Origin of the sequence: Hydrogenovibrio marinus, from assembly GCF_013340845.1 — a bacterium.
GTDB lineage: Bacteria > Pseudomonadota > Gammaproteobacteria > Thiomicrospirales > Thiomicrospiraceae > Hydrogenovibrio > Hydrogenovibrio marinus.
In genome coordinates this window covers 2,136,365-2,160,279 of sequence record NZ_AP020335.1, presented here as the reverse complement: position 1 = coordinate 2,160,279, position 23,915 = coordinate 2,136,365, and the positions used below count along the sequence as shown (strand labels likewise).

At 45.1% G+C, this 23,915-nt stretch carries 23 protein-coding genes; 14 read left to right on the top strand and 9 right to left on the bottom strand.

Annotated elements, in window-relative coordinates:
* Positions 1-3: 3 nt before the first annotated feature.
* Entirely contained in the window at positions 4-2,334 is a 2,331-nt protein-coding gene (locus HVMH_RS10280) for a nitric oxide reductase activation protein NorD (RefSeq protein WP_029912398.1), read from the top strand.
* Positions 2,335-2,386: 52 nt separating this feature from the next.
* Positions 2,387-2,920 (top strand): hypothetical protein, encoded by a 534-nt coding sequence (locus tag HVMH_RS10275; RefSeq protein ID WP_029912400.1) that lies wholly within the window; start codon positions 2,387-2,389, stop codon positions 2,918-2,920.
* Between the two features lie 111 nt (positions 2,921-3,031).
* Here the strand turns inward: HVMH_RS10275 and HVMH_RS10270 are convergent, their stop codons facing one another.
* Positions 3,032-3,889 carry an AraC family transcriptional regulator gene (locus HVMH_RS10270; RefSeq protein WP_029912403.1) on the bottom strand — a complete coding sequence of 286 codons (858 nt, stop codon included), beginning with the start codon at positions 3,887-3,889 and terminating at the stop codon, positions 3,032-3,034.
* A 205-nt stretch (positions 3,890-4,094) separates the two neighbouring features.
* Between HVMH_RS10270 and HVMH_RS10265 the strand changes: the two genes are divergently transcribed.
* From HVMH_RS10265 to HVMH_RS10260, 3 genes are all read left to right on the top strand, one after another.
* On the top strand, positions 4,095-4,910 hold the full coding sequence (locus HVMH_RS10265) for an HDOD domain-containing protein (protein ID WP_029912406.1): 816 nt from the start codon (positions 4,095-4,097) through the stop codon (positions 4,908-4,910).
* Between the two features lie 108 nt (positions 4,911-5,018).
* Positions 5,019-5,399 carry an HDOD domain-containing protein gene (locus HVMH_RS11885; RefSeq protein WP_029912407.1) on the top strand — a complete coding sequence of 127 codons (381 nt, stop codon included), beginning with the start codon at positions 5,019-5,021 and terminating at the stop codon, positions 5,397-5,399.
* On the top strand, positions 5,297-5,836 hold the full coding sequence (locus HVMH_RS10260; RefSeq protein ID WP_332102812.1) for an HDOD domain-containing protein: 540 nt from the start codon (positions 5,297-5,299) through the stop codon (positions 5,834-5,836). Before HVMH_RS11885 ends, HVMH_RS10260 begins: the two co-directional genes overlap by 103 nt.
* A gap of 27 nt (positions 5,837-5,863) precedes the next feature.
* On the opposite strand, the gene HVMH_RS10255 is transcribed toward HVMH_RS10260, so the two are convergent.
* Positions 5,864-7,054: an aminotransferase class I/II-fold pyridoxal phosphate-dependent enzyme gene (locus HVMH_RS10255; RefSeq protein ID WP_029912413.1), complete on the bottom strand. Its 1,191-nt coding sequence runs from the start codon at positions 7,052-7,054 to the stop codon at positions 5,864-5,866.
* Between the two features lie 180 nt (positions 7,055-7,234).
* Between HVMH_RS10255 and HVMH_RS10250 the strand changes: the two genes are divergently transcribed.
* A complete protein-coding gene (locus HVMH_RS10250) occupies positions 7,235-7,720 on the top strand; it encodes a YajQ family cyclic di-GMP-binding protein (protein WP_029912418.1) in 486 nt (161 codons plus the stop codon).
* A gap of 51 nt (positions 7,721-7,771) precedes the next feature.
* Here HVMH_RS10250 and HVMH_RS10245 read toward each other — a convergent pair whose 3' ends face one another.
* The gene (locus HVMH_RS10245) at positions 7,772-8,350 is read right to left on the bottom strand and encodes a hypothetical protein (protein ID WP_051623120.1); all 579 of its coding nucleotides are present in this window, start codon (positions 8,348-8,350) and stop codon (positions 7,772-7,774) included.
* 139 nt (positions 8,351-8,489) lie between these two features.
* Between HVMH_RS10245 and argB the strand changes: the two genes are divergently transcribed.
* Positions 8,490-9,404, top strand: a complete 915-nt coding sequence (argB, locus tag HVMH_RS10240) for an acetylglutamate kinase (protein WP_029912425.1) — start codon at positions 8,490-8,492, stop codon at positions 9,402-9,404.
* Positions 9,405-9,568: 164 nt separating this feature from the next.
* Positions 9,569-10,333 carry a sulfite exporter TauE/SafE family protein gene (locus tag HVMH_RS10235; protein ID WP_029912429.1) on the top strand — a complete coding sequence of 255 codons (765 nt, stop codon included), beginning with the start codon at positions 9,569-9,571 and terminating at the stop codon, positions 10,331-10,333.
* A 23-nt stretch (positions 10,334-10,356) separates the two neighbouring features.
* Here HVMH_RS10235 and HVMH_RS10230 read toward each other — a convergent pair whose 3' ends face one another.
* Both HVMH_RS10230 and pyrE read right to left on the bottom strand, forming a co-directional pair.
* A complete protein-coding gene (locus HVMH_RS10230; protein WP_051623121.1) occupies positions 10,357-10,938 on the bottom strand; it encodes a SixA phosphatase family protein in 582 nt (193 codons plus the stop codon).
* Positions 10,935-11,576, bottom strand: a complete 642-nt coding sequence (gene pyrE, locus HVMH_RS10225) for an orotate phosphoribosyltransferase (protein WP_029912434.1) — start codon at positions 11,574-11,576, stop codon at positions 10,935-10,937. The genes HVMH_RS10230 and pyrE overlap by 4 nt, the downstream gene beginning before the upstream one ends.
* A 284-nt stretch (positions 11,577-11,860) precedes the next feature.
* Between pyrE and HVMH_RS10220 the strand changes: the two genes are divergently transcribed.
* The gene (locus tag HVMH_RS10220) at positions 11,861-12,352 is read left to right on the top strand and encodes a hypothetical protein (protein WP_029912437.1); all 492 of its coding nucleotides are present in this window, start codon (positions 11,861-11,863) and stop codon (positions 12,350-12,352) included.
* A 4-nt stretch (positions 12,353-12,356) separates the two neighbouring features.
* On the opposite strand, the gene HVMH_RS10215 is transcribed toward HVMH_RS10220, so the two are convergent.
* Positions 12,357-13,166, bottom strand: coding sequence for a M90 family metallopeptidase (locus HVMH_RS10215; RefSeq protein ID WP_051623122.1), 810 nt, complete (start codon positions 13,164-13,166; stop codon positions 12,357-12,359).
* Between the two features lie 92 nt (positions 13,167-13,258).
* Between HVMH_RS10215 and HVMH_RS10210 the strand changes: the two genes are divergently transcribed.
* Positions 13,259-14,359, top strand: coding sequence for a ferredoxin reductase domain-containing protein (locus HVMH_RS10210; protein WP_029912443.1), 1,101 nt, complete (start codon positions 13,259-13,261; stop codon positions 14,357-14,359).
* Positions 14,360-14,379: 20 nt separating this feature from the next.
* On the opposite strand, the gene ppx is transcribed toward HVMH_RS10210, so the two are convergent.
* The 3 genes from ppx to yidD all read right to left on the bottom strand — a co-directional run bounded on the left by ppx (position 14,380) and on the right by yidD (position 18,656).
* Positions 14,380-15,948: an exopolyphosphatase gene (ppx, locus tag HVMH_RS10205; RefSeq protein WP_051623123.1), complete on the bottom strand. Its 1,569-nt coding sequence runs from the start codon at positions 15,946-15,948 to the stop codon at positions 14,380-14,382.
* Positions 15,949-16,060: 112 nt separating this feature from the next.
* The gene (ppk1, locus tag HVMH_RS10200; RefSeq protein WP_029912451.1) at positions 16,061-18,193 is read right to left on the bottom strand and encodes a polyphosphate kinase 1; all 2,133 of its coding nucleotides are present in this window, start codon (positions 18,191-18,193) and stop codon (positions 16,061-16,063) included.
* 160 nt (positions 18,194-18,353) lie between these two features.
* Positions 18,354-18,656, bottom strand: a complete 303-nt coding sequence (gene yidD, locus HVMH_RS10195; protein WP_081822763.1) for a membrane protein insertion efficiency factor YidD — start codon at positions 18,654-18,656, stop codon at positions 18,354-18,356.
* A 191-nt stretch (positions 18,657-18,847) separates the two neighbouring features.
* On the opposite strand from yidD, the gene HVMH_RS10190 reads away from it, so the two are divergent.
* The 4 genes from HVMH_RS10190 to HVMH_RS10175 all read left to right on the top strand — a co-directional run bounded on the left by HVMH_RS10190 (position 18,848) and on the right by HVMH_RS10175 (position 23,906).
* Positions 18,848-20,179, top strand: coding sequence for a dihydroorotase (locus HVMH_RS10190; protein WP_029912454.1), 1,332 nt, complete (start codon positions 18,848-18,850; stop codon positions 20,177-20,179).
* 216 nt (positions 20,180-20,395) lie between these two features.
* A complete protein-coding gene (locus HVMH_RS10185; RefSeq protein ID WP_029912457.1) occupies positions 20,396-21,595 on the top strand; it encodes an EAL and HDOD domain-containing protein in 1,200 nt (399 codons plus the stop codon).
* A gap of 72 nt (positions 21,596-21,667) precedes the next feature.
* Positions 21,668-23,038 (top strand): NAD-dependent succinate-semialdehyde dehydrogenase, encoded by a 1,371-nt coding sequence (locus HVMH_RS10180; RefSeq protein ID WP_029912460.1) that lies wholly within the window; start codon positions 21,668-21,670, stop codon positions 23,036-23,038.
* An 82-nt stretch (positions 23,039-23,120) separates the two neighbouring features.
* A complete protein-coding gene (locus HVMH_RS10175; RefSeq protein ID WP_029912463.1) occupies positions 23,121-23,906 on the top strand; it encodes an EI24 domain-containing protein in 786 nt (261 codons plus the stop codon).
* The last annotated feature ends 9 nt before the right edge of the window (positions 23,907-23,915 follow it).

Here is a 23,915-nt window from a genome sequence, read left to right as displayed (position 1 = left end):
GCTATGAGTTCAGAGATTGAAGAAATTAAAAAAGCCTTGATTGAGGCCGTTCCTGAGTTGTCGGAAAATTTAGATTCGATGATCAGCGAAGCGTCTCATCACATGAATGAGGCAACTCGTAAAATCTGGTTGCAGAATGCTCAGGGCATTGCTTATCTGGGCAAAGGCAAGCAGATCGTTATCAGCTACATGGAGTCGATTCCGCTCGTTATCGCGCAGGTCGAAGATGAAATCCTGACCGACATTCTTGAAACGGTCATGAAGTTGTCTTCGGTGACCTCCGGTGAAGTGGTTTCCCTGTTGTTGAACTCTTTGCCGTTGGCAGCAGAAAGAACGGGTGATATCGATCTATTACGTCAATATTTGAAATTGATTTATCAAATCGGTTCTAAGTCACCTCGCGGCTTGCGTCCGATGTTGATGAATATCGATGAGATTTTGTCGAAGTTGACGGTGTCTGGTCTACGTCGCTGGGCGATGTGGGGGGCGCAAGCGCATGCACGTAACTTTGAAGCGCAAATGGAATATTTCGCACTGGAATCTGCCGACTCAAAAGCAGTTTTCCAGCAGCAGCGTAAAGGGACGTTGTTCATTGATTTCCACCGTTCAATCAACTTTTATTTGAGAGCATTCTGGGGGCGTGATTTCTTTATCCGTCCTTCAGCGGCGGATTTTGAAGGCTTTAAGCCTTTCTATGAAAATCATGCCATGCATTTGCCGGATGCTTTGAATGACTTGGGCGACATCAAAGGGATTGAACTTTACCGTGCGATGTCCGCGCATATCGCTGCGCACTTGATGTATACCACTCAAGCCATCAGCATGGAACAGTTGAACCCTCAACAAATGTTTTTCATTGAGTTGATGGAAGATGCGCGTGTTGAGCACAAAGCCATTAAAGCTTTCCCTGGTTTGAAAAAACTTTGGAAAAAAGTTAGTGCCCAAGCCATGGAAGACGGCAAGTTGCATCCTGAATCGACAGCGGGTCGTTTGGAACAATTGGCGCTTGCGTTGATGGACCCTAAACACCCGTTTGAAGACGAAGTATTAAGCGAAATTCGTGACCGTTTCTATGCGGAAGTAGAAGAGCAACAAGACAACGAGAAATGGTCTTGGGACATGGGGATTACGCTATATAACACGTTGAATAAATCTTTGACGCGTTGGGAGTCTCTAACCGAAATTAGCAAGATTCGCTTGGCTTATCGTGACGACAACCGTTTGGTGTGGGCGTCCGACGAGTGGGGTGAAGTTGAAGGGGGCGGTGCGCCGACTGAGACCGTTCGTAAACATGTATCCTTGATGGAGATGATTAACGAAATCGACTCTGAATTGGTTGATGTTGATCATGATGAAGTTTGGGTGTTGGGTACAGAATTGTATCCTTATGAAGACCACGGTGTTTCTTGGAATGAAATGGAAGGGATTGAACCGATTTCGGATCCGTTCCATTATCCTGAGTGGGATTACCGCGTGCAATTGCACCGCCCAAACTGGGTAACACTTTATGAGCACCGTGCACGTAAAGGCGACCCTGCTTTGTATGAGCGTATTTTGGACGAAAACAAGCAGATTGCACATCGTATCAAGCAGATCGTCGATAAGTTGCAGTCCGTTGGTTTGCAGCGTATCCGTCGCATTGAAGATGGTGACGAGTTGGATTTGAATGCTTGTGTTGAAGCCATTACCGCTTTGCGTATGGGACAGGAGCCTGATCCTCGCATTACCATGAAAAACGTGATTCGTACGCGTGAAGTATCGGTCATGATTTTGTTGGATTTGTCTGAGTCCACCAATGAAATGGTACCGGGTTCAGAGAAAACCATTATTGAGGTGACGCAAGAGGCGGCAATCCTGGTATCTCATGCCATCAATGGTATCGGTGACCAGTTTGCAGTACACGGCTTCTCATCCGATGGACGTCATGATGTGCAGTACACGCGATTCAAGCAGTTTGACGAGCCGTTTAATGCAGATGTTCACGCTAAAATGGCGGGAATGACAGGCGGTTTGTCAACACGTATGGGCGCGGCAATGCGACATGCAGGCGCGTACTTGGATAGACAAACTTCAAAACAGAAATTGATGCTGGTGATTACCGATGGTGAGCCGGCGGATATTGATGAGAAGGACAGTCAATATTTGAAGCAGGATGCGAAAAAAGCGGTTGAAGAATTGGCATCACGCGGCATCTATAGCTACTGCTTGACCATCGACCAGTTTGCTGACAAATATGTTCAGCAGATTTTCGGTGCCAACCGCTTTGCGATTGTAGATAATGTAATGAGACTTCCTGAGAAGTTGCCGACATTGTTTGCGAATTTGACATCATAATTGTTATCCCTGCGAAAGCAGGGTATTACTTCAAAATTTCGGGAATAGAAGTATGAATGCACAAGAGTTTAAAGAAGCGGTCAATGCTCTGACAGAAAAAGAATTAAACGTGATTTTGCAGGATGAAGGTTTGATTGTTCATCAAGATCAAAGTTTGAAAACGGGCCCTGCTGATGCAGCATTTGTCATCTATGAATTGGGTGACGATGGGTTTACACAAACAGCTGAAGTGAAGAACTATTTGTTGGAAAACGCAGAATCACTGATTGAAACCTACTATCAGTTCAACCCGGTTAGTAAAGAGTGTTTCAACCGTGAACTACAAGGTTTGTTCAATGAACATGGTCAAGATGCGTTTGTGTGCAAGCAAGGAAAAACGCCGCAAAAAGTCATTTTTGTCGAGCAAGGCAACTTGATTGTCGAAGACGAGTCGAGCCCACGCTTTAAGTATGGCATTTATTTGCAGGTTGAAGATGACAGTTCATCCATGGTGAAAATCAATAAAGCCAAAAACTGGCTGCAATCGGGTTCCGCCTATGGGGATTATATTAGTACGAATGTTTGTCGCTTCAGCGCGATGGAGTAAAAACTATAGCTTTCTCGCTATGTGCTTTTATTAGATTTGCATAGACCCCAACCTGGCAAATTTTGCATTGAAAATCTGCCAGGTTGGGGTTTTTTCATATTTAAGCCCATATTAATTCAGGGGCAAATAAACATCCGTCATCAACTCATGCTCAGGCACTTCCGGGAAGAAGTTAAGATATTCAAAAAAGCACGGGAAGTCTCGTGGCGTTTCGTTGTTTTCCGTCAGCCAGTTGCGATAAAGATAGTAAACCGTTTCATCCATATCATCATGACTGCCGTAATGGCGAATCTTCACGCAACGTCCACCGGGAATGGTTTTGTTGACGATGCCGTAGCTGTTCTGAGGAATCTCCCTCTGAACTTCGCCACAAATATCAAAGCGGAACTTTTCTGGTTCGACCACGCTAGGATCATCGTAGGCAAGTCCAAAAGTTCGACTGTGTGTTATTGGAGAAAGTCCGGTTTCCTTACGCCAGTCAATAAATTGGCTGACGGATTCATTCAGTTTTTCGTGCGGCCCTCTGTGCTCGAAAACGGCGATTTTTAACTCGGGAAAGGCAATGATTTCTGCATCCATCGTTATTTGACCTCTTATTGGTTTAAATTGGTAGTTTGTGTGCCAATCGGACCAGATAGGTGTTCGTCGGAATTCGGTCGGCGACAAGCCAAAGCTCTTTTTGAAAGCTCGGCTAAAGCTTTCGTGGCTATCGTATCCTGAGGACAGGGCGATATCCGTGATGCGGGTATTCTGATGAAATACCAATTGATATGAGGCGCGTTTAAGCCTCAGCAATTGGATAAACTTGAATACGTTCACACCGACGCTGTTCGAAAACTGACGATGGAAATGGTATTTGGAAAAATGTGCAACGTCACTTAGCTGTTCGACGGTAAGCGTTTCATCCAGATGTTCATATATGTAATTGCATACACGTTGAATGCTTTGTTCGTAGCGTTTATTTTTCATAATTTAAATAACCAAACCTCTGTTCTTTTCGGTACAAAGGTATTATGTTTTTTTGAATTTGCAAAAACTTGACCGTAATTGCGAAATCTCATTTTACAAAAATATAAAACAGTTTATTATTGCGGATGAAGTATGGCGTTGGGATATTTGTTCCCATGTATTAAGACTGTGCAAGTATAACTCAAGGAATAGAGAGGACGATTTAATGGAGCAAAGGCTTAGGAAAGCTATTGATGTCATTAAAGGGGTTAAAATCCCTGATTTGCCGAAAGAAATCATGGAATTGGACATGGAGCTTGCCTGCAAGTTTCCAAACAATCAAAAAGTCGCCGACATCATAGAAAGCAATACCAAGCTTTCTGGAGAAGTGTTGAGGTTGGTGAACTCTCCAGTCATGAAGCTGAAATCTCCAGTGACGTCTATCCGCGAAGCAGTAGACCGCCTTGGTTACGATAACCTGAAAAATTTGGTGATCGCTGCCGCAATCAAAAACATGTTTGATAAACCGCAGGTGCAAGAAATCGTCGAGCACTCTACCGACACCGCTTTCTGTTGTGCTGAGTTGTCCGAGCATATTGCCGATGTCTCGCGTGATGAAGCCTATTTGCTCGGGCTATTCCATAACGGCGGTTGCTTGATGTTAGCGACCAAAGATCCGGAAAACTATCTTAAAATTTTTTCCCATATGAATACCCATCCAGTGAGTGGCGTGCATAAAGAGTTTGAGCTTTATGATACTTATCACATGGATGTCGGTTTGTTGCTAGGTCAAAAATGGAAGTTGCCGATTGATATGTTGAACGTCATTTTGAACCATCATGATGATGCAGAGCATTCCAACGACAAATTACGTGCCATGACGTCTATGATTAAAGTCGCCAATATTATCGTGAACGAAGTATCTTACGGCTCTTATATGACTGAAGAAGCCTACAGTTATTTAGATCGTGCTTGCGGTGATTTGATGATTGATAAAGACTCTGTTAATGCGGTTCGCAGAGCCTTGGTGGCATTTGCTTAATATTTAGTATTTTTGCTAAAAAAACCGCTTTATAAGCTACGTAATAGAACTAAAATAGCCTGAATAGCCTGAATAGCCTGAATAGCCTGAATAGCCTCAGGCTTTTTTATGGAACAAAGATTAAGACAGGCGGTTCAGGCGATAAAAGGAATTAAAATTCCGGACCTGCCGAAGGAAATCATGGAACTGGACGAGGAGATGTCCAGAAAGTTCCCAAACAACCAAACAATTACTCGAATTATTGAAAGCAACACTAAGCTCTCTGGAGAAGTGTTGCGTATCGCCAACTCACCCGTCATGAAGTTGAGAAACCCGGTGAAATCCATTCGTGAAGCGGTGGACGCATTGGGTTATGAAAATCTCAAAAACCTGGTGATTTCCGCAGCATTAAAAATCTTTTCGACAATCCTCAGATTCAGGGAATTATTGAGCATTCAGCGGATGTTGCTTTTTGCTGCGCCGAGCTGTCCGAGCATGTTGCCGAAGTGACTCGTGATGAAGCCTATTTGTTAGGGTTGTTTCACAACGGCGGCTGTTTATTGCTGGCAATGAAAGACCCGAAAGGGTATCTAAAAACGTTTGCTTACCTCAATACGTATCCGGTTTCTGGCATTAAAAAAGAGATGGGTCAATACCTGACTAATCACATGGATGTCGGTTTATTGTTGGGGCAGAAGTGGAAGTTGTTTGTTGATATGCTGAATGCCATTTTATTGCATCACAGCGCCGAACTGAATCATCCCAATGATCGCCTTCGTGGGATGGTGTCGATGTTGAAGATCGCGAATGTTTTCGTCAGTGAGGTGTCTTTCGGCTCGTATATGACAGATGAAGCCAATGGCTATTTGGAAGTGGCACGTGAAGACTTGATGATTTCAAAAGAAGTTGTCAATGAAGTACGCCACTCGCTGATTGCCTTCGCCTAGTGTGTTGGTGTCGCAAATGATGGCGGTTTACCCATCATTGTTGATAAATGACTGAATTTTTCTGACAGCTTCCAGCAGTTCGTTATCACCTGTCGTGTAGGCGATGCGAACATGTTGCCGGGAGCGATACTCTCCAAAGTCCTTGCCGGGTGTAACCACCACGCCGGTATGCAGCATTAATGTCTGGCAAAACGCTTCGGCATCGTCCGTTAATTCTGATACATCCCAATACAAGTAGAAAGCCCCAGCAGGCTTGCAGGGAATCTTAAATCCTGCGGACATCATGGCATCATACAGTCGATTGCGACGTTGCTCGAAAATCTGTCTGCGTTGCTCCAGTGCCGCTAAGGCATCCGATTCCAATACGCGCAGAGCACCATATTGGGAGGGAGTCGGTGCGGCAAGGTACAAGTTTTGGGCTAATTTATCCAATGCAGGAATCAAAAATTCTGGTGCAACAATCCAGCCCAGACGCCATCCTGTCATGCCGAAAAACTTGGAAAATGAGTTAATCACCACCACATTGTCCGGTAAGTTTGCGTTGGCAAGAATCGTTTCAGCTGCTCTCTCATAAACCAGCCCTTGATAGATTTCATCAACAATCAAATAGGCACCTTGCTCAGAGAGAAAATTTGCCATCGCAAGCAGTTCAGGCTGTTCGATTAAAGTGCCTGTGGGGTTCGAGGGGGAGGCGACCATCACTGCTTTGATACCTGGTTGCCAATGCAGTTCTATCAATTCAGCCGTCAATTGAAACCCTGTGGAAGCTTCCACTGGAACACTGAGGACTTCCCCGTGCAGGAGGTTGACGAACTCGCGGTTGCAAGGATAAGTCGGGTCGCACATCATCACTTTGTCGCTTGGATTCAGCAATGCGGTTAGCAACAGATGCAAAGCACCGGAAGCACCTGGAGTCATCACAATTCGCTGTGCGGCAACATCGGCATGGTAAAAGTCATGATAGAAACGGGAAAGTTTCTCACGCAATGCCGGTAAGCCTAATGTTGGCGTGTAGTGAGTGTTGCCGTGGTTGATGGCGTCCGTTACCGCTTGGTGGACACAATCTAGAGAAGGAAAGTCAGGCTCACCGATTTCAAGGTGAATCATTTCGCGCCCTTCGGCTTCCAGTGCTTTTGCTTCGCCAAGTAGTTTCATGACGTGAAAGGGTTCGACCGCGCTGGCAACTTTGCTGATAGGGAGTTTGTTTTGCTTGTGCATGCTGCTCAATGTTCGTCACTAATATGAAGTTTTCTGAATTATAACAGCAGGAGATTAACGCGCGGAAAAACCCAAAATGAAATGCCGAGTAAGCAATGGTAAAATAGCCGTCATTGATGGCTCGAACAATGGTAAAACATAGCTGTTTGAGACCGAAAGAAAGTAACCAGGGAGAGAGTCATGCCTTCTTTTGATATTGTTTCTGAACTAGATAAACACGAATTAACCAATGCGATTGACCAAGCCAATAAAGAAGTAACAACACGTTATGACTTCAAGGGCACGGATTCAGTATTCGAGGTAAACGGTACGACGGTTACCATGAAAACCGAGTCTGAATTTCAGTTGAACCAGATGTATAACATTTTGGTTGAAAAGGCGAACCGTCGTGGGATTGATATTAAATGTATGGAAGTTAAAGATCCTGACATTCAGCTAAAAACTGCTAAGCAAGTGGTTGAGATGAAAGAAGGGATTGATGCGGGATTGGCGAAGAAAATCATCAAGAAGATCAAGGATTCTAAAATCAAAGTTCAGGCGGCTAACCAAGGTGACAGCATTCGTGTTACCGGTAAGAAGCGTGATGACCTTCAAGAAGTGATGCAGATGCTTAGAACGCAAGAAGATATCGAGCTGCCACTACAGTTCAATAACTTCAGAGATTGATTAGAAAATAGCCTTGCGAGTGTTTCTTAAGGCTATTTTCATGCCTTATTTTTAAGGCTTTTGCACGCTGACAGCGTTAGGTGAGTCAATCATTTGCAAGACTTCAGGTGCAACCATGCTTCTGACGCTTGCCAAACTATCATCCAGCCACAACATAAACTGTCTGATTTCTTCTGTACTGACTGTTTCGTTGATGAACGTAATTGAAGCTTGAATCTGCCCTGCCTTGTTGTGGTCTATCAATGAGAATTTAGCGAAATTCAGCTTGCGGTTTAGTACTGTTGTCATGGCTTGAAGTTCAGGAGAATGGCGGTATTTAGGCTTGATTTTTACCACGCGGTTGACGACGATTCGGCTTAACCCGCCTTGAATCATTTTCGGTTCCATAATGAAGGTTTGTTGATCGTAGAATACGATAAACTGGGTGTCGTTGACTTTTTTGGTTTCGTAGCCTTCGTCAAGCATGGTTTTGACAATAATGTCGGTAGCCTGTTTGTTGTCCTTTTCATGAAGGACAATCATTTTTCCTTCTGATGGTGTGCTTGGGGTGCTGCTACAAGCACTTAAGCTTGAGAGAATAATGATTGTTAAAATGGATTGGAAAAAGCGCTTGGTTAAGTTAAAAGGCATTCAGTCATTCCTTCGAAAAAGCATTTTATAATGCGTCGATTGTAAAGGTTTCTTGCCTAGGAATCCATGAACCATTGTGAATTGGTGCTAGGTTCCTTAAAATAGCCGAAAATTATCACTTTTTATTTCCGAGTTCGCTATGAGAGTTCAAAACACGATGAATCTAAATAAAGTACAAGCCCAGAATATCGCTTCGGTACTGGCAGAAGCGCTTCCTTACATCCAACGCTTTGCCGGTAAGACCATTGTCGTCAAGTACGGCGGTAATGCGATGACCGAAGAAGCATTGAAAAACGGTTTTGCAAGAGATATCGTTTTGATGAAATTGGTCGGCATGAACCCTGTTGTTGTACATGGTGGCGGCCCTCAAATCGGTAACCTATTGAGTAAAATCGGCAAACAGTCTGAGTTTATTCAAGGTATGCGTGTCACTGATGCTGAAACCATGGATATCGTAGAGATGGTTTTGGGCGGCCTGGTGAACAAGGAAATCGTTAATCTGATTCATCAGCATGGTGGAAATGCAGTTGGCTTAACCGGTAAAGATGGCGGTCTGATTCGTGCTAAGAAACTAGAGATGACGGCGTTTAATGAAGACCTTAATGCCCCGGAAATTATCGATCTTGGTCATGTTGGTGAAGTTTCTCGTATCAATACCAAAGTATTGGATATGCTGATTCAAGATGACTTTATCCCGGTCATTGCACCTGTCGGTGTGGGTAAGGATGGGCATTCATACAACATCAATGCAGACTTGGTAGCAGGTAAAGTTGCCGAGGCATTGCAAGCTGAAAAATTGATGCTATTGACCAATACACCAGGTCTGTTGAACAAAGAAGGTGAGCTGTTGACCGGATTGAACGCTGAAAAGGTTGACGAGTTGATTGCTGACGGCACGATTTACGGCGGCATGTTGCCTAAGATTCAGTGCGCTTTGGACGCCGTACAAAGTGGCGTCAAATCTGCACATATCGTTGATGGGCGTGTTGAACATGCCGTTATGCTGGAAGTATTTACCGATGAAGGTGTGGGGACTCTAATCACTTCTCGCTAAGCGCTGTCTAATTTGCCTTGGCTTTTTGTTAAGAAAGGACTCGTTTATTGCTAATAAACGTCGTCAAGCCAAGCCTTGAATTCGGAAAAAAATAGATCAGCTTGTTCAAGTCTTTTATTTAAAAGTCCCACTCTTTTTTTATTCCATTCTCTATTGGATACCTTTTGGAAAGTTTAGCCAGTCAATTCATCCTTTTTATCATTTCGTTCATAGCGAATCTGTTTTCGGCATTGGCGGGTGGTGGTGCCGGGTTATTACAGCTTCCTGCTTTGTTATTTCTTGGGTTGCCGTTTTCTATTGCACTAGCGACTCATAAGGTCGCCAGTGTCTTTCTTGGCATCGGTGCAACGGCGCGCCATGTCAAATCCGCCAGTCTGAATTGGACATTTGTCTTGGTCATCCTAGCATTTGGCTTGCCCGGTGTTTGGTTGGGGGCGCATATCATTTTGCATATCGAAGACCGCTATGCGCAACTAGCACTCGGGGTGCTGACTTTGGGGTTGGGTGTTTACTCTTGGCGAAAACCAGAGTTGGGGCAAACGCTTAATTTGAGTCATCAAAATCTGCCAGGTTGGGTGATTGGCGGTTTGGTACTGTTTTTTATCGGCGCACTGAACGGTTCTCTGACCTCCGGAACCGGCTTGTTTGTTACCCTTTGGTTGGTGCGTTGGTTCGGATTGGACTATAAGTTGGCGGTAGCTTATACGTTGATTTTGGTGGGATTATTCTGGAATGGTACCGGTGCGTTGGCGCTAGGGTTGCAGGGACAAATTGAGTGGGGTTGGTTGCCGGCATTGATTGTTGGTTCGTTACTGGGCGGTTACCTTGGCGCGCACTTGGCAATTGTGAAAGGCAACCGATTGGTGAAACGCAGTTTTGAAATCATGACCGTGCTGGTCGGGCTTGCATTGATTGTGAAGTCTTTCTAGCAAAAACGCAGAGAATCAGCCTTTTAATAAGCACCGGAAGCTTGCTGAGGTGGTTCGTTCTCAACGGCTTTTGGCTTGTGTTCTTTATGTGTTTTGATGTCTTTTGGACGGATAAATTGCACCAGCTTGCCGGAACCTGCACTTAGGTTTTCCCAACTATTAGGCAAAATGAAATGCGCTAAAGAACCTGTCGGGAAAAGTCTTGTTTCGCAATCATCACAATGGTTTTCATGTTCTAGATATTGAGCCAGTTCTTCCAATCCCGGGTTGTGGCCGATAATCATGACACGTTCGTAGTGGGTTGGAATCTGCGCCAGGGTCTCGATAAGTTGTTCTTGAGTCGCAAGATACAGATCATCTAGCGTTAGGTGTGGGCAGATGTCTTTGCTGAATTTTAGGCGTTTGAATGTTTGTTGCGCACGTTGGGCGGGTGAAACCAGAATATAGGTTGGAATGAGATTTTTGTCTTGCAGCCACTGTCCCAGTCGACCAGCTGCCTTTTTCCCTTTTTCCGATAGGGGTCGATCAATATCTTCCAAATCTTCTTTCCAGTCAGATTTGGCATGGCGAACCAATAGCAGTTCGCGCAACCGATGTTCACTCATTGCATGATTCCATATTGAGAACGATAGTCGGTCATGGCTTCCAGATAATGACTCATATCCGGTTTGGTCGCCAAATAATCAATCAAGTCGTTCATATTGATAATGCTGTAAACAGGAATGCCGTAATCACGTTCAACTTCCTGTATGGCTGAGAGTTCGCCTTGCCCTTTTTCCATGCGGTCCAACGCGACGATAACCCCTGCCGGCTTAGCACCTTGCGCCTGAATTAAGTCCATTGATTCACGGATAGCAGTTCCGGCAGTGATGACATCATCGATAATCAAAATCTTGCCTTCCAACGCATGACCGACAATATTGCCGCCTTCACCATGGTCTTTGGCTTCCTTGCGGTTGAAAGCGTAAGGCTTGTCAATGCCTTGTTTTTCGGCAAGAGCAACGCTGGTAGTGGCCGCTAGCGGAATGCCTTTATAGGCAGGGCCAAACAATACGTCAAAGTCTGCACCTTTGTCTGCAATAGTTGCCGCATAAGCTTGAGACAGTTGTGCCAGTTGTTGCCCAGTATTAAATAGGCCAGCATTGAAGAAGTAAGGGCTTTTGCGACCGGATTTCAGCGTAAATTCGCCAAGTTTCAGTACGCCGGTTGCCATAATGAAATCGATAAATTGGGTTTTAGTCATGAATTTTTAGAAAGGTTATTTGGTTAACAAAATGTTTTGTCGTGATTTGATTAAAACAGGTAAGAAACAATGTTACTCGGGCTATCAAATTTATCAAGCAATTTCTTTATGCATTGTTTTAAGTGAACAGAAAAATGATGTTTGAGATTGAGTTGGCACAAATGATGCATATAGATTTTCACAATAGATTGCATAACAACAAACTGTCAGAAAAATGACGTTCCTTTTGATATTGGTATCAAATCGAATGCATTCAGACAGTTTTTCGACAAGGGAAAAGACCAATGGCTATTGATTTGAGAAGAGTTGAACCTCTAGGATCTAAAAGCGTTTTACTTGAGCAGGCACTTCGTCGTCACAAAGGATCGAAGGATATGGATAGCGATATCGACATGTCGGATATGGTGACGCCGGATTATCAATGGTTAAATGAAGACAAGACGGCATTGAAAAGCCTTGTCGCGCAAATGGATGCTTCCATTGGTCAGTTGTCGAAGCAAATGAAAGACTTGGAAAACGAAAGCGAAAAGGTCCGCATGAAGATGGATAAAGAGCAACAGCTGCTTTTCAAACAAATCCGTACTTTGAATAACCTGTTAAAAAACCAAGTCACGGTATTTTCATCGGTTGAGCGTCAAGTGGAAGAAATTGAACTGCGTTCCAACAATACCTTGTCTCAAGTTGGAATCGGTCTGGTGTCGGGTCTGATTGGTGCGGTGACCATTTTGGTCTCTGCCCCTTGGATGACGCTATTAATGGAACACCTTCGCGGTTAAGAAACTAGACAGCTCTTAGAAAGTCTTGATTGTAAAATAAGCTCAATTGTCGATATACCGCCGGAAAAACCTTGTTCAAATGTTCCGGCGCTTCAAAAAAATACTCTGTGCAAACGGCAAAAAACTCCGCGGGATTGGTCGCCGCGTAAGGATTGATTGCCGGTTTACGTCTTTTAGAAATCTGGCGGTTTAACAGGTTGTATGCCGTTTCAAACGCCTCATACCAATCTTTTGAATTCATGTTGTGGTGCAGTGGCGGATAACCGTTGATATCACCATTCAACATATCCATCTTATGTGCCAATTCATGTAGCAAAACCTGGTTCGCCTGTGGTCTTAGCGGGTGAGGCGCATCACTATTCCAATTGATGATAACCGGGCCTTGGTAAAAGGTTTTCCCAGCTTCAATGACGTCCGTCGGAGTTTCCACGCCAAGTAAACCGCCGAGTATCGGTTGGACTTGGTTGTGGTGAGCTCGGTAAGCATAAGGATAGACGATGATTTCATGCCAATTGCCAACCCAGTCGAATGACAGGTCTTGCTCTGCATCCATCAACCCAAAAAGCATGATTGCCGTTTGAGTGGCAATGATGATTCTCATGTGATCCGTTACCTGAAAACCTTTAACGGCGGAAATACGTTTTTTCCTGAGAATTCGGGATGCCAAGATGCGAAGTTGGATTTTTTGATGTGGCGTATAGCGCGCCAGTAATGGCATTTCGGATTCGATTTCCTGCCACAGCGCCGCGGGGATTTTGTAGTTTTGCAAACCGTGTCGAATGTAGGCGCGTTTTACTTTCTGCAGCCAAGCCATAGAGTTCACTTTTAAAAAAAGAAAGTTTATAGTGTGTTTAAAATTGTCACACTAAATAGTGTGCCAGGATATGTTTAATTAGGATACCCGTTATGCAGTTTAAAGTGATAGAAAATCGCAATATGACCGCGCAGGATGATGAAAAGGATGTGTACTTCATTCGCCTCACCTACGAAGAACCTGCGGATTATGATGCGGGTGATTGGTTGTTGGTTGAGTCGCAAAACAGACCCGACCTGGTAGATTTTGTATTACAACTACTCGGTTTGAGCGGAGATGAAATGATTGAGGTGCGTCGAGTCGGAGAAAGGACCGTGCGAGATGCTTTGCGAGAAAATTATGAGCTCACGCAACTGAATCCTGCCATCCTCAACCGTATGCAGAGAGAGTATGACTTGGATCAATGGGCAGACCGAGATGCGATGATGGCATACGCCGATGGACGTGATATTGTTGACCTGCTACAGGCCTTTCCACAACTTCAGTCGCTGGGAGCCGAGTTTTGTAAGATGTTGTCACCATTGTCGCCTCGTTATTATTCAATTGCTTCATCTCAGAAGTCGGCGGCGGCACAATCCTATGCTGGTCGCATGGTCGATCTGGTTTACAAGAAAATTGCCTATCACAAAGAGGGGCGCGATCGCCTTGGCGTAGCGACCTATCAATTGAGCGACTTGAAAGTCGGAGATGTGATTGAAGGAGACTTTTGTGCTAACAAAGTCTTCAAGTTGCCGGAAGATTTGGCGCACAACAAGCAGCCGCTTATCATGGTTGGTGCTGGAACAGGTATTGCGCCTTATATTGGGTTTATGGAAGAAATTGCCTATGAGCACCCACAGCATTTTGCCAATACCTGGTTGTTCTTTGGTGAGACGCGTGAACAAACCTGTTTCTTGTGTCAGGATCAATTACAGTCGTGGGAAGCGCAAGGCTTTCATCTGTTGACGGCATTTTCCCGTGACCAAGCCGAAAAGGTGTATGTACAGGATTTACTCTGGCAGCACCGAGAAGACGTTTGGGCGCAATTGGAAGCAGGCGGAATTTTTTATCTCTGCGGCGACAAGACCAAGATGGCGAAAGATGTTGAGCAAACCATGAAAAGAATTCTGGTGGAAGTCGGGAAAATCGAAGACCCGGATTTGGTTTGGAAGGAATGGCGTCGAGCCAGAAAAGTGCAATCGGACGTCTATTAGACGTTTAAATGAAGGCTCAATTACTCAAAGGTTAAATTGAAGTTCATCGCCTTCAGGCGTTCAGCCTCTATTTCCAAATCCAGTTGTGTTAAAGGATGCTCGGCTAACCAGCCAGCTTCAAAGAACAGTTTCAAATCCGTTCCATTTTCAATTTGAAGGCGGATATTGGAGGTTTCCATATTGGACACGTCCATATCGCGACCCCGGTGAATTCGCACGGCAAGTCGGAGTAATACGGTCAGGTAAACCAAGCTTTCATTATGTGGAGCAGTCAAAGCCTCAAAAGGCTCTCTGGCGAATTTCCCGCGGTGGTTCAGCATCATGGCCGCTAACATTGATTTTTCCTGTTGCGTGAAGCCCGCCATTTCCGAGTTTTCAATCAAGTAAGCCGAATGGTGACGGTAGCGTTTATAACTGATTGCCATGCCGGCTTCGTGAAGTTGTGCAGCCCATTTCAACAACTTCGGATAATTGTAGCTGTCTTTATCCAGTTTCCATTTCTCATGTACTTCCTGAAAAAAGCTCAAAGCGGTATAAGCGACACGTTGTGCTTGGGCGGTATCGATTTTCAGCCAGTTCTGCATGTTGGTGACGCTGGTTTCACGAACATCGGCTTCGTATAGTCGCCCCAAGGTGTCGAAGATCAAACCTTCGCGTAGTGCGTTGGCTGAAACCTGCATTTTGTCGATACTCAGCTCTTGGAAGGTGGCAATTAATATCGCCAAACCACCAGCCAATACCGGCACACGTTCATTTTTTAAACCTTTTAGCCCAGCATAAATCGCTTGGGAGATGGAGCCGTGCGTTTCCAGGTAGGACTTGAGTTTCAACATGCCGTCCAGTGTGATGTGATCATCAGACCAGCCGTTTTCCTGTAGTAGCGTGCCAATCGCTTTAATGGTACCTGAGGCGCCGATAGCGGTGTTCCAGCCCAGTCTTGTCAAACTCATGTGATGAGGGCGCAAAATAATTCGGCAGGCGTTGATGGCATTCACCATCTCGCGTTCGGTGATTTCATCACCTTTAAAATAGCGCTGAGTAACACTGACACAGCCCATTTCTGTGCTGGTGAGATGGCGTTGTTCAAAGCCGACACCGATAATGTACTCTGTACTGCCGCCGCCGATGTCCATGACTAGACGCTGTTCATCGCTACTTGGTAAACCGTGGCTAACGCCAAGATAAATCAAACGTGCTTCTTCTTGCCCGGCGATGATTTGGATTTCATGGCCAAGTGCTTCTTTGGCTTGGCGTAAGAATTCTTTGCTGTTGCGCGCGTTGCGCAACGTATTGGTGCCGACGGCGCGAACATGTTCTTCCGGGAAGCCTTTCAGTAATTGTCCGAACCGTTCCAAGCAAGAGATTGCACCGTCAAAAGACACTTCATCCAAATAGCCATTTTCATCCAAGCCAGCGCGTAATCTGACCATTTCCTTATGCTTGTCGACAACTTGCATTTGTCCATCAATATCTCTGGCGATAATCATGTGAAAGCTGTTAGAGCCTAAATCAATTGCAGCATACAGCTGTGCGTCTGAGGTGTCGTCTTTATCAGGTGCAGATAGTGTCGAATCAACGAGGCTTTGCATGAGGTTTTGCATGAAATAATGGCACTTCTGGGTAAAAATGCTATTTTACGACTTTTTGATGGAAGGTGTTGAGGAATGCACTTCCGAAATGCTTCGGAAGTGCTGTATAGGTTTAGTCTTTATCGACGTATTTGTCCATCAACCATTGTTGAGCGGAGAAGGCGATTTCATCATCGCTTCGTTCTTTTGGAAGATAGCTGCCGTCCGGTTGTAGTATCCAGGCGCCAACATTGTCTTCCAGATAGACCGCCAAACCTTCGGTATAAACCTGTTGAAAATTGTCTTTATCCAAAATCGGGAAGCAGGTTTCCACGCGAGACAACAGGTTGCGTCGCATCCAGTCTGCACTTGAACAGTAAAGTTCTGGTGAACCTTGGGTATTCTCAAAGTAATAAATACGGTGATGTTCTAAGAAGCGCCCGACAATACCTGTGACCGAAATATTCTCCGACATGTTTGGAACACCCGGTCTCAAGCTACAGATACCACGGACAATCAGGTCGATTTTGACGCCGGCATTCGAGGCATCGTAAAGTGCATCAATAATCGTTTTTTCTTCCAAACCGTTCATCTTGGCAATGATTCGAGCAGGTAACCCTTGGCGTGCATTTTCCGCCTCACGTTCAATGCGCTCAAGCATGCCTGAGTGTAATGTGAATGGTGATTGCAAGATGGTTTCAAGATTCTTGGTGTCGCCTAGACTGGTCAACTGTTGGAAGATTTTCGCGACATCGTTACACAGTCTTGGATTTGCGGTAAACAAGCCGAAGTCCGTATAGAAACGTGAAGTGACGTGGTGATAGTTCCCCGTTCCCAAGTGGACGTATTGGCGTAACTTGTGGTCTTCACGGCGAACGATATAAATCATTTTAGCGTGGGTTTTGTAGCCGACGACACCATAAACTACATTTACACCGGCATCTTGCAGACGGTTAGCCTGCAAGATGTTGTTATCTTCATCAAAGCGTGCGCGTAGCTCAACCACGGCAGTGACTTCTTTACCGGCACGAGCCGCTTTTTCCAAAGCATCAATAATGGCGGATTTCTCACCTGTACGATATAGCGTCATACGAATCGCCAAAACGTTCGGATCTTTTGCGGCTTCGTACAAGAAGTCGATAACGGGGGCGAAAGAATCGTATGGATGGTGCAGCAATAAGTCTTTACGCGCGATACGCTCAAACATCGACTCGGATTCTTTTTTACGGTTGAATAGCTTGAATCCGCCTTTCTTGTTCGATTGATTGGTTTTCGCCATGCTTGGAGAAAATGGATCGAACAATAGGTCAGGGCGGTTGGCTAAATCTGGTACCGAGTTCAAGCGGATCAAGTTAACCGGACCATCAACGGTATAAAGCTGGTCTTCAGACATGTTGAACTGATCCAGTAAGAACTGGTACATGTTTTTCGGACACTGGTCAGAAACCTCTAAGCGAATCGCCCCGCCATAGTCACGGCTATACAATTCACCTTGTAAGGCGCTCATGATATCGTCGATTTCTTCTTCATCAATAAATAGGTTGGTGTTACGCGTCAAGCGGAATTGGTGACACCCAGTGACCGTCATGCCTGGAAATAAATTCGATACATTAGAGTGCAGAATGGAAGACAGGAAAACGAAGTCATTCTCGCCATCTGTCGCTTCTGGTGGCAATTTGATGATACGGGGCAAAGAACGTGGTACCTGAACGATGGCGAGACCATTGGTACGACCAAAAGCATCCTTTCCTTCCAATGAAACGATGAAGTTCAAACTCTTGTTTAGCAAGCGAGGGAAAGGATGTGATGGATCCAATCCCATCGGGCTCAACACTGGTTGCATTGAGCTTAGGAAGTACTCACGAACCCATTCTTTTTGCTGTTCGTTCCATTGACGTCTACGCAAGAAACGAATGTTCTCCTTTTCCAACTCAGGGATCAGGATGTGGTTCAAAGTGTTGTACTGGTCGTAAACGATTTCTTTTGCGACTTCCGACAAAGTCGCAATGGCTTGAGATGGCAGTTGACCATCTGGCTTAGTGCGAGCGGCGGCATCAGTTGAGATTTCATACAAGCTCGCCATACGGACTTCAAAGAATTCGTCCATATTGCTGCTGGAGATACACAAAAATTTCAGGCGTTCTAGAATCGGAATATCAGGGTTTTTGGCTTGCGCCAGAACACGTCGATTGAACTCTAGAAGACTTCTTTCGCGGTTGATATATGGGGTATATTCCTGTGCTGTTTCTTGAACATCACTTTGCATAAGATTTCCTTGTTAGAACTTGCCTGTTAGTGCATCCGCCTTGTTATCGACGGAAGAAAATTATCTTCTTATTTTAGCGCCAGTCGGTGTTGCTTTAAATAAAAATCGTAGCAGTTGGCAGGAAGCATAGCCTGCCAAAATGACAGGTGTATGACAACATTTATTCAGGGTTAGAGGGCTTGTCTGTTGACTCGTGGTTTGTGTCATGTTTGTGCCCACAACTGCAGCCATGCTCCGGAACTGGATCAATGCCACCTTCGCTGCCTGGGTGACAGCGGCTGATACGTTTAACGCCTAACCATAGCCCACAAAATACGCCATGTTTTTCAATCGCTTCGACAGTGTAGTGAGAACAGCTTGGATAAAAACGGCATCTAGGCCCCAGTAATGGGCTGATGAACCATTGATAGAATTTTATCGGTAATATGAAAGGCCATTTGATCAGCCGTTTGAGGGTGTCCATCGATAAATCAACTATGTCGAATGTTTGAATGAGGTCATTTAACTAATCATAGAATATTTATAGGTTTCTGTACAGTTTGCTCGGTGAAGACTTATCGAAAAGCACAGCAGAAAGCGGTAGAATACCAGACCTATATACTGCAGAAAAATGGCCGCAAACATGCAAAAGACAATGCTACAAAGGAGAACAGGATGAGCCGTATTTTAATCACCCAGGCAACAATCGTAAACGAAGGTCAAATATTCGAAGCCGATGTTCTGTTAGCAAATGGCATTATCGAGAAAATTGCCACTCAGTTGGATGTTGAAGCCGATCAAGTGATCGATGCTGCGGGCATGCACCTTCTGCCAGGCTTTATTGACGATCAAGTGCATTTCCGTGATCCCGGTGTGACTTATAAAGGTTCCATTGCAACCGAATCTAAAGCGGCATTGGCTGGGGGAACAACCTCTTTCATGGATATGCCTAATGTGAAGCCTTCGACGACGACCATTGAACACCTAGAAGCCAAGTATCAACATGCTTCAGAAGTGTCTTGGTTGAACTACTCTTTTTATCTCGGGGCAACTAACGACAATATTGAAGAAGTTAAGGCGCTTGACCCAACGGGTTCATGTGGTGTCAAAATCTTCATGGGGGCCTCTACAGGAAATATGTTGGTGGATCGTGAACAGGCTTTGACCGATATTTTCACCCACAGTCCGACATTGATCACGACTCACTGCGAAGACACGCCGATGATCAAGGCGCAAGAAGCGATTTATCGTGAAAAATACGGTGAAGATGTGCCGATGATTTATCACCCGGATATCCGTTGTCGAGAAGCCTGCTATAAGTCGTCTTCTTTTGCAGTCGATTTGGCGAAAAAGACTGGCGCCGATTTGCACGTGTTGCACCTGACAACAGCCGAAGAAATGGCGCTGTTTGAGCCTGGCCCGGTTGAAGGGAAGAAAATCACTGCCGAAGCTTGTGTCCATCACTTATGGTTCAGTGATGCAGATTACGAAACCAAAGGCAGTTTGATTAAGTGTAATCCGGCGGTGAAAAAAGTGTCTGATCGTGATGCGATTCGCCAAGCGGTTCGTGAAGGGCGTATTGATATTATCGCTACAGACCATGCACCGCATACTTGGGATGAGAAGCAAAGCCTCTATTTTGATGCGCCTGCCGGCTTGCCTCAGGTTCAACAGTCGTTATCGGCATTGCTGGATTTGGTGCATCAGGGAGTGTTTGACCTACCGATGGTGGTACAAAAAATCGCGCACAACGTCGCCATTCGTTACCAAATTGATAATCGCGGTTTTATCCGTGAAGGGTATGCAGCGGATTTGGTGTTGGTAGATATGAACAAGCCACATGTCGATAGACGTGAAGATGTTCTTTATAAGTGTGGTTGGTCTCCTTGGGAAGGCCATGAGTTCAAATCATCTGTCATCGGAACCATCGTAAATGGTGAGCTGAAGTATTATCAAGGCGAGTTTGCGGATTTTATGCCAGGGCAAAGATTGCGCTTTAACCGCTAAGAGTTGAGCCAGGTAACACCTGCATATTTGGTTAAGGAAGGAGCAGATTTTTGATAAAAGCTATTTTCCTGACAAAAACTTGGGTATTTTTGCGGGGCTTTGCTTGCTTTCCATGGGTGGGAGGGGTAAAGTTTCGACTAAATAACCATACAATTCTCACGCTTGAATCCGATTGGTTTGGCGTGAGTCTCAACATCAAAGATGACAGGAAAATTTATGTCTGAAGTATTTATTGGACGCCAACCGATTTTAGACAGAAATATGGATGTTTTTGCCTATGAGTTGCAGTTTCACATGGGGTTGAACCCTAGTCAGCAAACCATTGACGCAACAGAAGAACTTTTGAGAAAAACCGAAACGGAAATCGGTTTTCAGACCATTATTGGTAAGCACGCTGCAATGATGGCGTTGCCTAAAGAATTAATCAACTCTGACCACCTTCCCGTTTTCGATAAAGGCGAAACCCTTGTTTTGGAAATTCTAAACGATGTGACTCATGATGTTGATGTGTTGAAAAGACTTAAAGAGCTTAAGTTATCAGGCTCTTCAATTGCACTGCATGATTATATGGATGACGATTCAAGCTTGAAGTTGGCCAACATCAGCGACTTCGTCAAAATCAACAATGAAGCCCATACCGAAATCAAGCTCAAACAGATGATTCAAGACCTGCATGAAAAAGGCGTCAAGGTCATCGCAGAGAGAGTTGAGACGGAAGAGATGTTTCGCTATTTGAAGAAGCTTGGATTCGATTATTTTCAAGGGCACTTTTTCACAAACCCGGTGATTATCAATGGTGAAAAACTGACAGGCAATAAACTCAACCTGTTGCAGTTGATGGCGAAAATCAATGATCCTTTGACCGATTACCATCAGTTGTCTGAGATTTTGAGTCAGGACGTGGCGCTAAGTCACAAGCTGCTGATTGCCGTCAATAATCCGATGGCGATGATACCTGTTCGCGTGGAATCTATTTCAGATGCACTGAAATATATGGGGTTGAAGCGCCTGAAATTTTGGGTCAATATGTTGTTGCTCGCAGACATGGGGGATGCACCTCAGGAATTGTTGGTGAACTCCTTGATTCGCGCAAGATTTTGCGAGCTACTGGCTGAAAAGTCAGGACATAGTTCTGAAAAAGAAAGTTATTTCTTAGTCGGTCTGTTCTCATCATTGGGTGCGTTTTTCCATACACCAATTCAACGTGTTGTCGATGAAATGCCGTTGGCGGATAATATCAAATCGGCATTGGTTGATAAACGAGGGTTGATGGGCAAAGCGTTGGAAGTGCTTCATAACTTAGAATGCACCAGTTCGAAATATGCTGAATTAAGTTATGAAAACCTTGGCATTACCGAAATCGGTAATATCTACTTAAACTCCTCTGCCTGGGCTCAAGAAGCGATCGCCCATTAAATTCAAACGTGCTGCTCACCAAGCTTGAGAGGCGGCGCATACCTAAAACCCGCTGACAAAAGGATGTGACTTATGGCTATGAAATCAATTAACCCAGCGACGGGCGAAGAGATTGCCGAGTTTGATACCTGGGATCAAGCCACGTTGGATGATGTGGTAACCCAAGTAGGGTACGGGTTTGCCGATTGGGCGAAACTCACCACATTAGAAGAACGTTGCCTGTTACTGAAACGCATGGCAGACGTATTACGTGACGATCAAGACATTCTTGCCGAACTCATTACATTGGAAATGGGCAAACTCTATAGCGAGGCGCAAGCCGAAGTTGAAAAATGCGCCATGCTTTGTGATTACTATGCTGAGCATGCACCGGCGCAGTTGGCAGATGAAATCATCGAGTCGGGCGCATCAAAAAGTTATGTTGCTTACTTGCCGCTGGGCGTAGTGTTGGGTGTTATGCCTTGGAACTATCCTTTTTGGCAAGTGTTCCGTTTTGCCGTGCCAGCCGTCACCGTCGGGAATATGGCACTGTTGAAGCATGCCTCAAACGTCCCTCAATGTGCGTTGGCAATCCAAGAGGTTTTCCGTAAAGCGGGTTATCCAGACGGTGTGTTCACCACCTTGATGATTGGTGCAGATAAAGTTGAGTCGGTGATTCGTCATCCTGCTGTGCAAGCGGTTAGCTTGACAGGAAGTGAACCTGCCGGGCGTAAAGTGGCGGCTGTTGCTGGAGAAGAGCTGAAGAAAACCGTGTTGGAACTGGGTGGTTCGGACGCGTTCATCGTGATGGATGATGCCCATATCAAAACAGCGGTTGAAGGCGCGGTAAAAGGGCGTTTCCTCAATATGGGGCAAAGTTGTATCGCTTCTAAACGTTTTATTGTCGACTCTATGATTTACGATGAATTCATTGAGGCTTTCAAGACGGCGGTAGAAGACAAGTTTGTGGTTGGCGACCCGATGGATAAGGAAACCACCTTGGCGCCGATGGCGCGTCAGGATTTGTTGGATGAACTGCATGGGCAAGTGACGGCTTCTGTTGAGCTGGGGGCGGAAATCGTCACCGGTGGTTATCAATTGGATCGCCCAGGTTGTTACTATGCACCAACAATACTGACCAATATCTCCAGTAATATGCCAGCGTTCAGTGAAGAGTTCTTCGGGCCGGTTGCGATTGTGTTGAAAGCAACCGAACCTGCTCATGCCTTGGGTTTGGCGAATGCGACGGATTTTGGTCTGGGTGGCTCCATTTGGTCTAACGATATTGCAACGGCGGAAACCATGGCAAGAGGGATGGAATCAGGAGCGACTTACATCAACAGTATTACCTTTTCTGATCCTAGATTGCCGTTCGGTGGTGTGAAAAACTCAGGCTACGGGCGTGAGCTTTCTGAGCACGGTATCCGCGAGTTTACCAATATCAAAACCATCTGGATTAAGTAGTCCGGATGAGTTTGTTAGCGGGTCTGATTTAATCATGATCACGCTTCAATTCTATTTCACCTACCTTTAAAGGTATTCACGCATGTCCTTATTGTTTAAAACGCTGATAGATTTAAAGAACCCTGCCATTCTCATTCGGTTGTTTATGCCGTTTTTCATCGGATTGATACTGGTGTCGTTACTGGGTTATGGGTTGTTCGGTATTTTTCTGACCAGTGATTTCGTTACCCAAAGCCCTATGGTTCAAGACTTTGAAACCTGGCATGCCCATGCGGAGCAAACCATTGGTGCCATTCCGGTGATAGGTGGGTTGATTCTCTGGTTTATCGGCTTATCAGTCGCCGTCATTGCAGGGTTGCTCGGTATTATTTTGGGCAGTTATCTGGTGTTGCTGTTTGCCATGATTATCACCGGATTCATGACCGATTCTTTGGTGAAAACCGTTCACAAGAATCATTACAGTCATCTGACTTATGAAGGGCATGGCTCAACACTTGGCATGATCTGGAAGCTCGTCAAGTTCGGTTTGTTAATGATTCTGTTATTGCTGGTGACCTTTCCGATCTTGTTTATTCCACTCATCAATGTGATTTGGTTTTGGTTGATTGGCTTCGTGTTTTTCCGTTATGCCATTGTGCTGGATGTTGGGCAGGTGATTCTACCGGAAGCCGTTTTTGCCAGAGTGAAGCCGATTACCGATTGGCCTTCAACCACGCCGATGATGGTGCTTTACGCCACCAGTGTGTTTCCTGTGATGAGTTTCTTTGCGCCGGTATTTGCGGTGATTTTGCTGAGTCACTACTACTTTGAAAAGTTACAGGACGAACAATGGGTGACGGCACAAGAACAGAAGAACGTCGCGTCCTGATTTAGCGTT

Coding starts and splice junctions, on each gene's coding strand:
- HVMH_RS10280 (WP_029912398.1), top strand. CDS start 4: ATGAGTTCAGAGATTGAAGAAATTAAAAAAGCCTTGATTGAGGCCGTT.
- HVMH_RS10275 (WP_029912400.1), top strand. CDS start 2,387: ATGAATGCACAAGAGTTTAAAGAAGCGGTCAATGCTCTGACAGAAAAA.
- HVMH_RS10270 (WP_029912403.1), bottom strand. CDS start 3,889: ATGAAAAATAAACGCTACGAACAAAGCATTCAACGTGTATGCAATTAC.
- HVMH_RS10265 (WP_029912406.1), top strand. CDS start 4,095: ATGGAGCAAAGGCTTAGGAAAGCTATTGATGTCATTAAAGGGGTTAAA.
- HVMH_RS11885 (WP_029912407.1), top strand. CDS start 5,019: ATGGAACAAAGATTAAGACAGGCGGTTCAGGCGATAAAAGGAATTAAA.
- HVMH_RS10255 (WP_029912413.1), bottom strand. CDS start 7,054: ATGCACAAGCAAAACAAACTCCCTATCAGCAAAGTTGCCAGCGCGGTC.
- HVMH_RS10250 (WP_029912418.1), top strand. CDS start 7,235: ATGCCTTCTTTTGATATTGTTTCTGAACTAGATAAACACGAATTAACC.
- HVMH_RS10245 (WP_051623120.1), bottom strand. CDS start 8,350: ATGCCTTTTAACTTAACCAAGCGCTTTTTCCAATCCATTTTAACAATC.
- argB (WP_029912425.1), top strand. CDS start 8,490: ATGAGAGTTCAAAACACGATGAATCTAAATAAAGTACAAGCCCAGAAT.
- HVMH_RS10230 (WP_051623121.1), bottom strand. CDS start 10,938: ATGAGTGAACATCGGTTGCGCGAACTGCTATTGGTTCGCCATGCCAAA.
- pyrE (WP_029912434.1), bottom strand. CDS start 11,576: ATGACTAAAACCCAATTTATCGATTTCATTATGGCAACCGGCGTACTG.
- HVMH_RS10220 (WP_029912437.1), top strand. CDS start 11,861: ATGGCTATTGATTTGAGAAGAGTTGAACCTCTAGGATCTAAAAGCGTT.
- HVMH_RS10215 (WP_051623122.1), bottom strand. CDS start 13,166: ATGGCTTGGCTGCAGAAAGTAAAACGCGCCTACATTCGACACGGTTTG.
- HVMH_RS10210 (WP_029912443.1), top strand. CDS start 13,259: ATGCAGTTTAAAGTGATAGAAAATCGCAATATGACCGCGCAGGATGAT.
- ppx (WP_051623123.1), bottom strand. CDS start 15,948: ATGCAAAGCCTCGTTGATTCGACACTATCTGCACCTGATAAAGACGAC.
- ppk1 (WP_029912451.1), bottom strand. CDS start 18,193: ATGCAAAGTGATGTTCAAGAAACAGCACAGGAATATACCCCATATATC.
- yidD (WP_081822763.1), bottom strand. CDS start 18,656: ATGGACACCCTCAAACGGCTGATCAAATGGCCTTTCATATTACCGATA.
- HVMH_RS10190 (WP_029912454.1), top strand. CDS start 18,848: ATGAGCCGTATTTTAATCACCCAGGCAACAATCGTAAACGAAGGTCAA.
- HVMH_RS10185 (WP_029912457.1), top strand. CDS start 20,396: ATGTCTGAAGTATTTATTGGACGCCAACCGATTTTAGACAGAAATATG.
- HVMH_RS10180 (WP_029912460.1), top strand. CDS start 21,668: ATGGCTATGAAATCAATTAACCCAGCGACGGGCGAAGAGATTGCCGAG.
- HVMH_RS10175 (WP_029912463.1), top strand. CDS start 23,121: ATGTCCTTATTGTTTAAAACGCTGATAGATTTAAAGAACCCTGCCATT.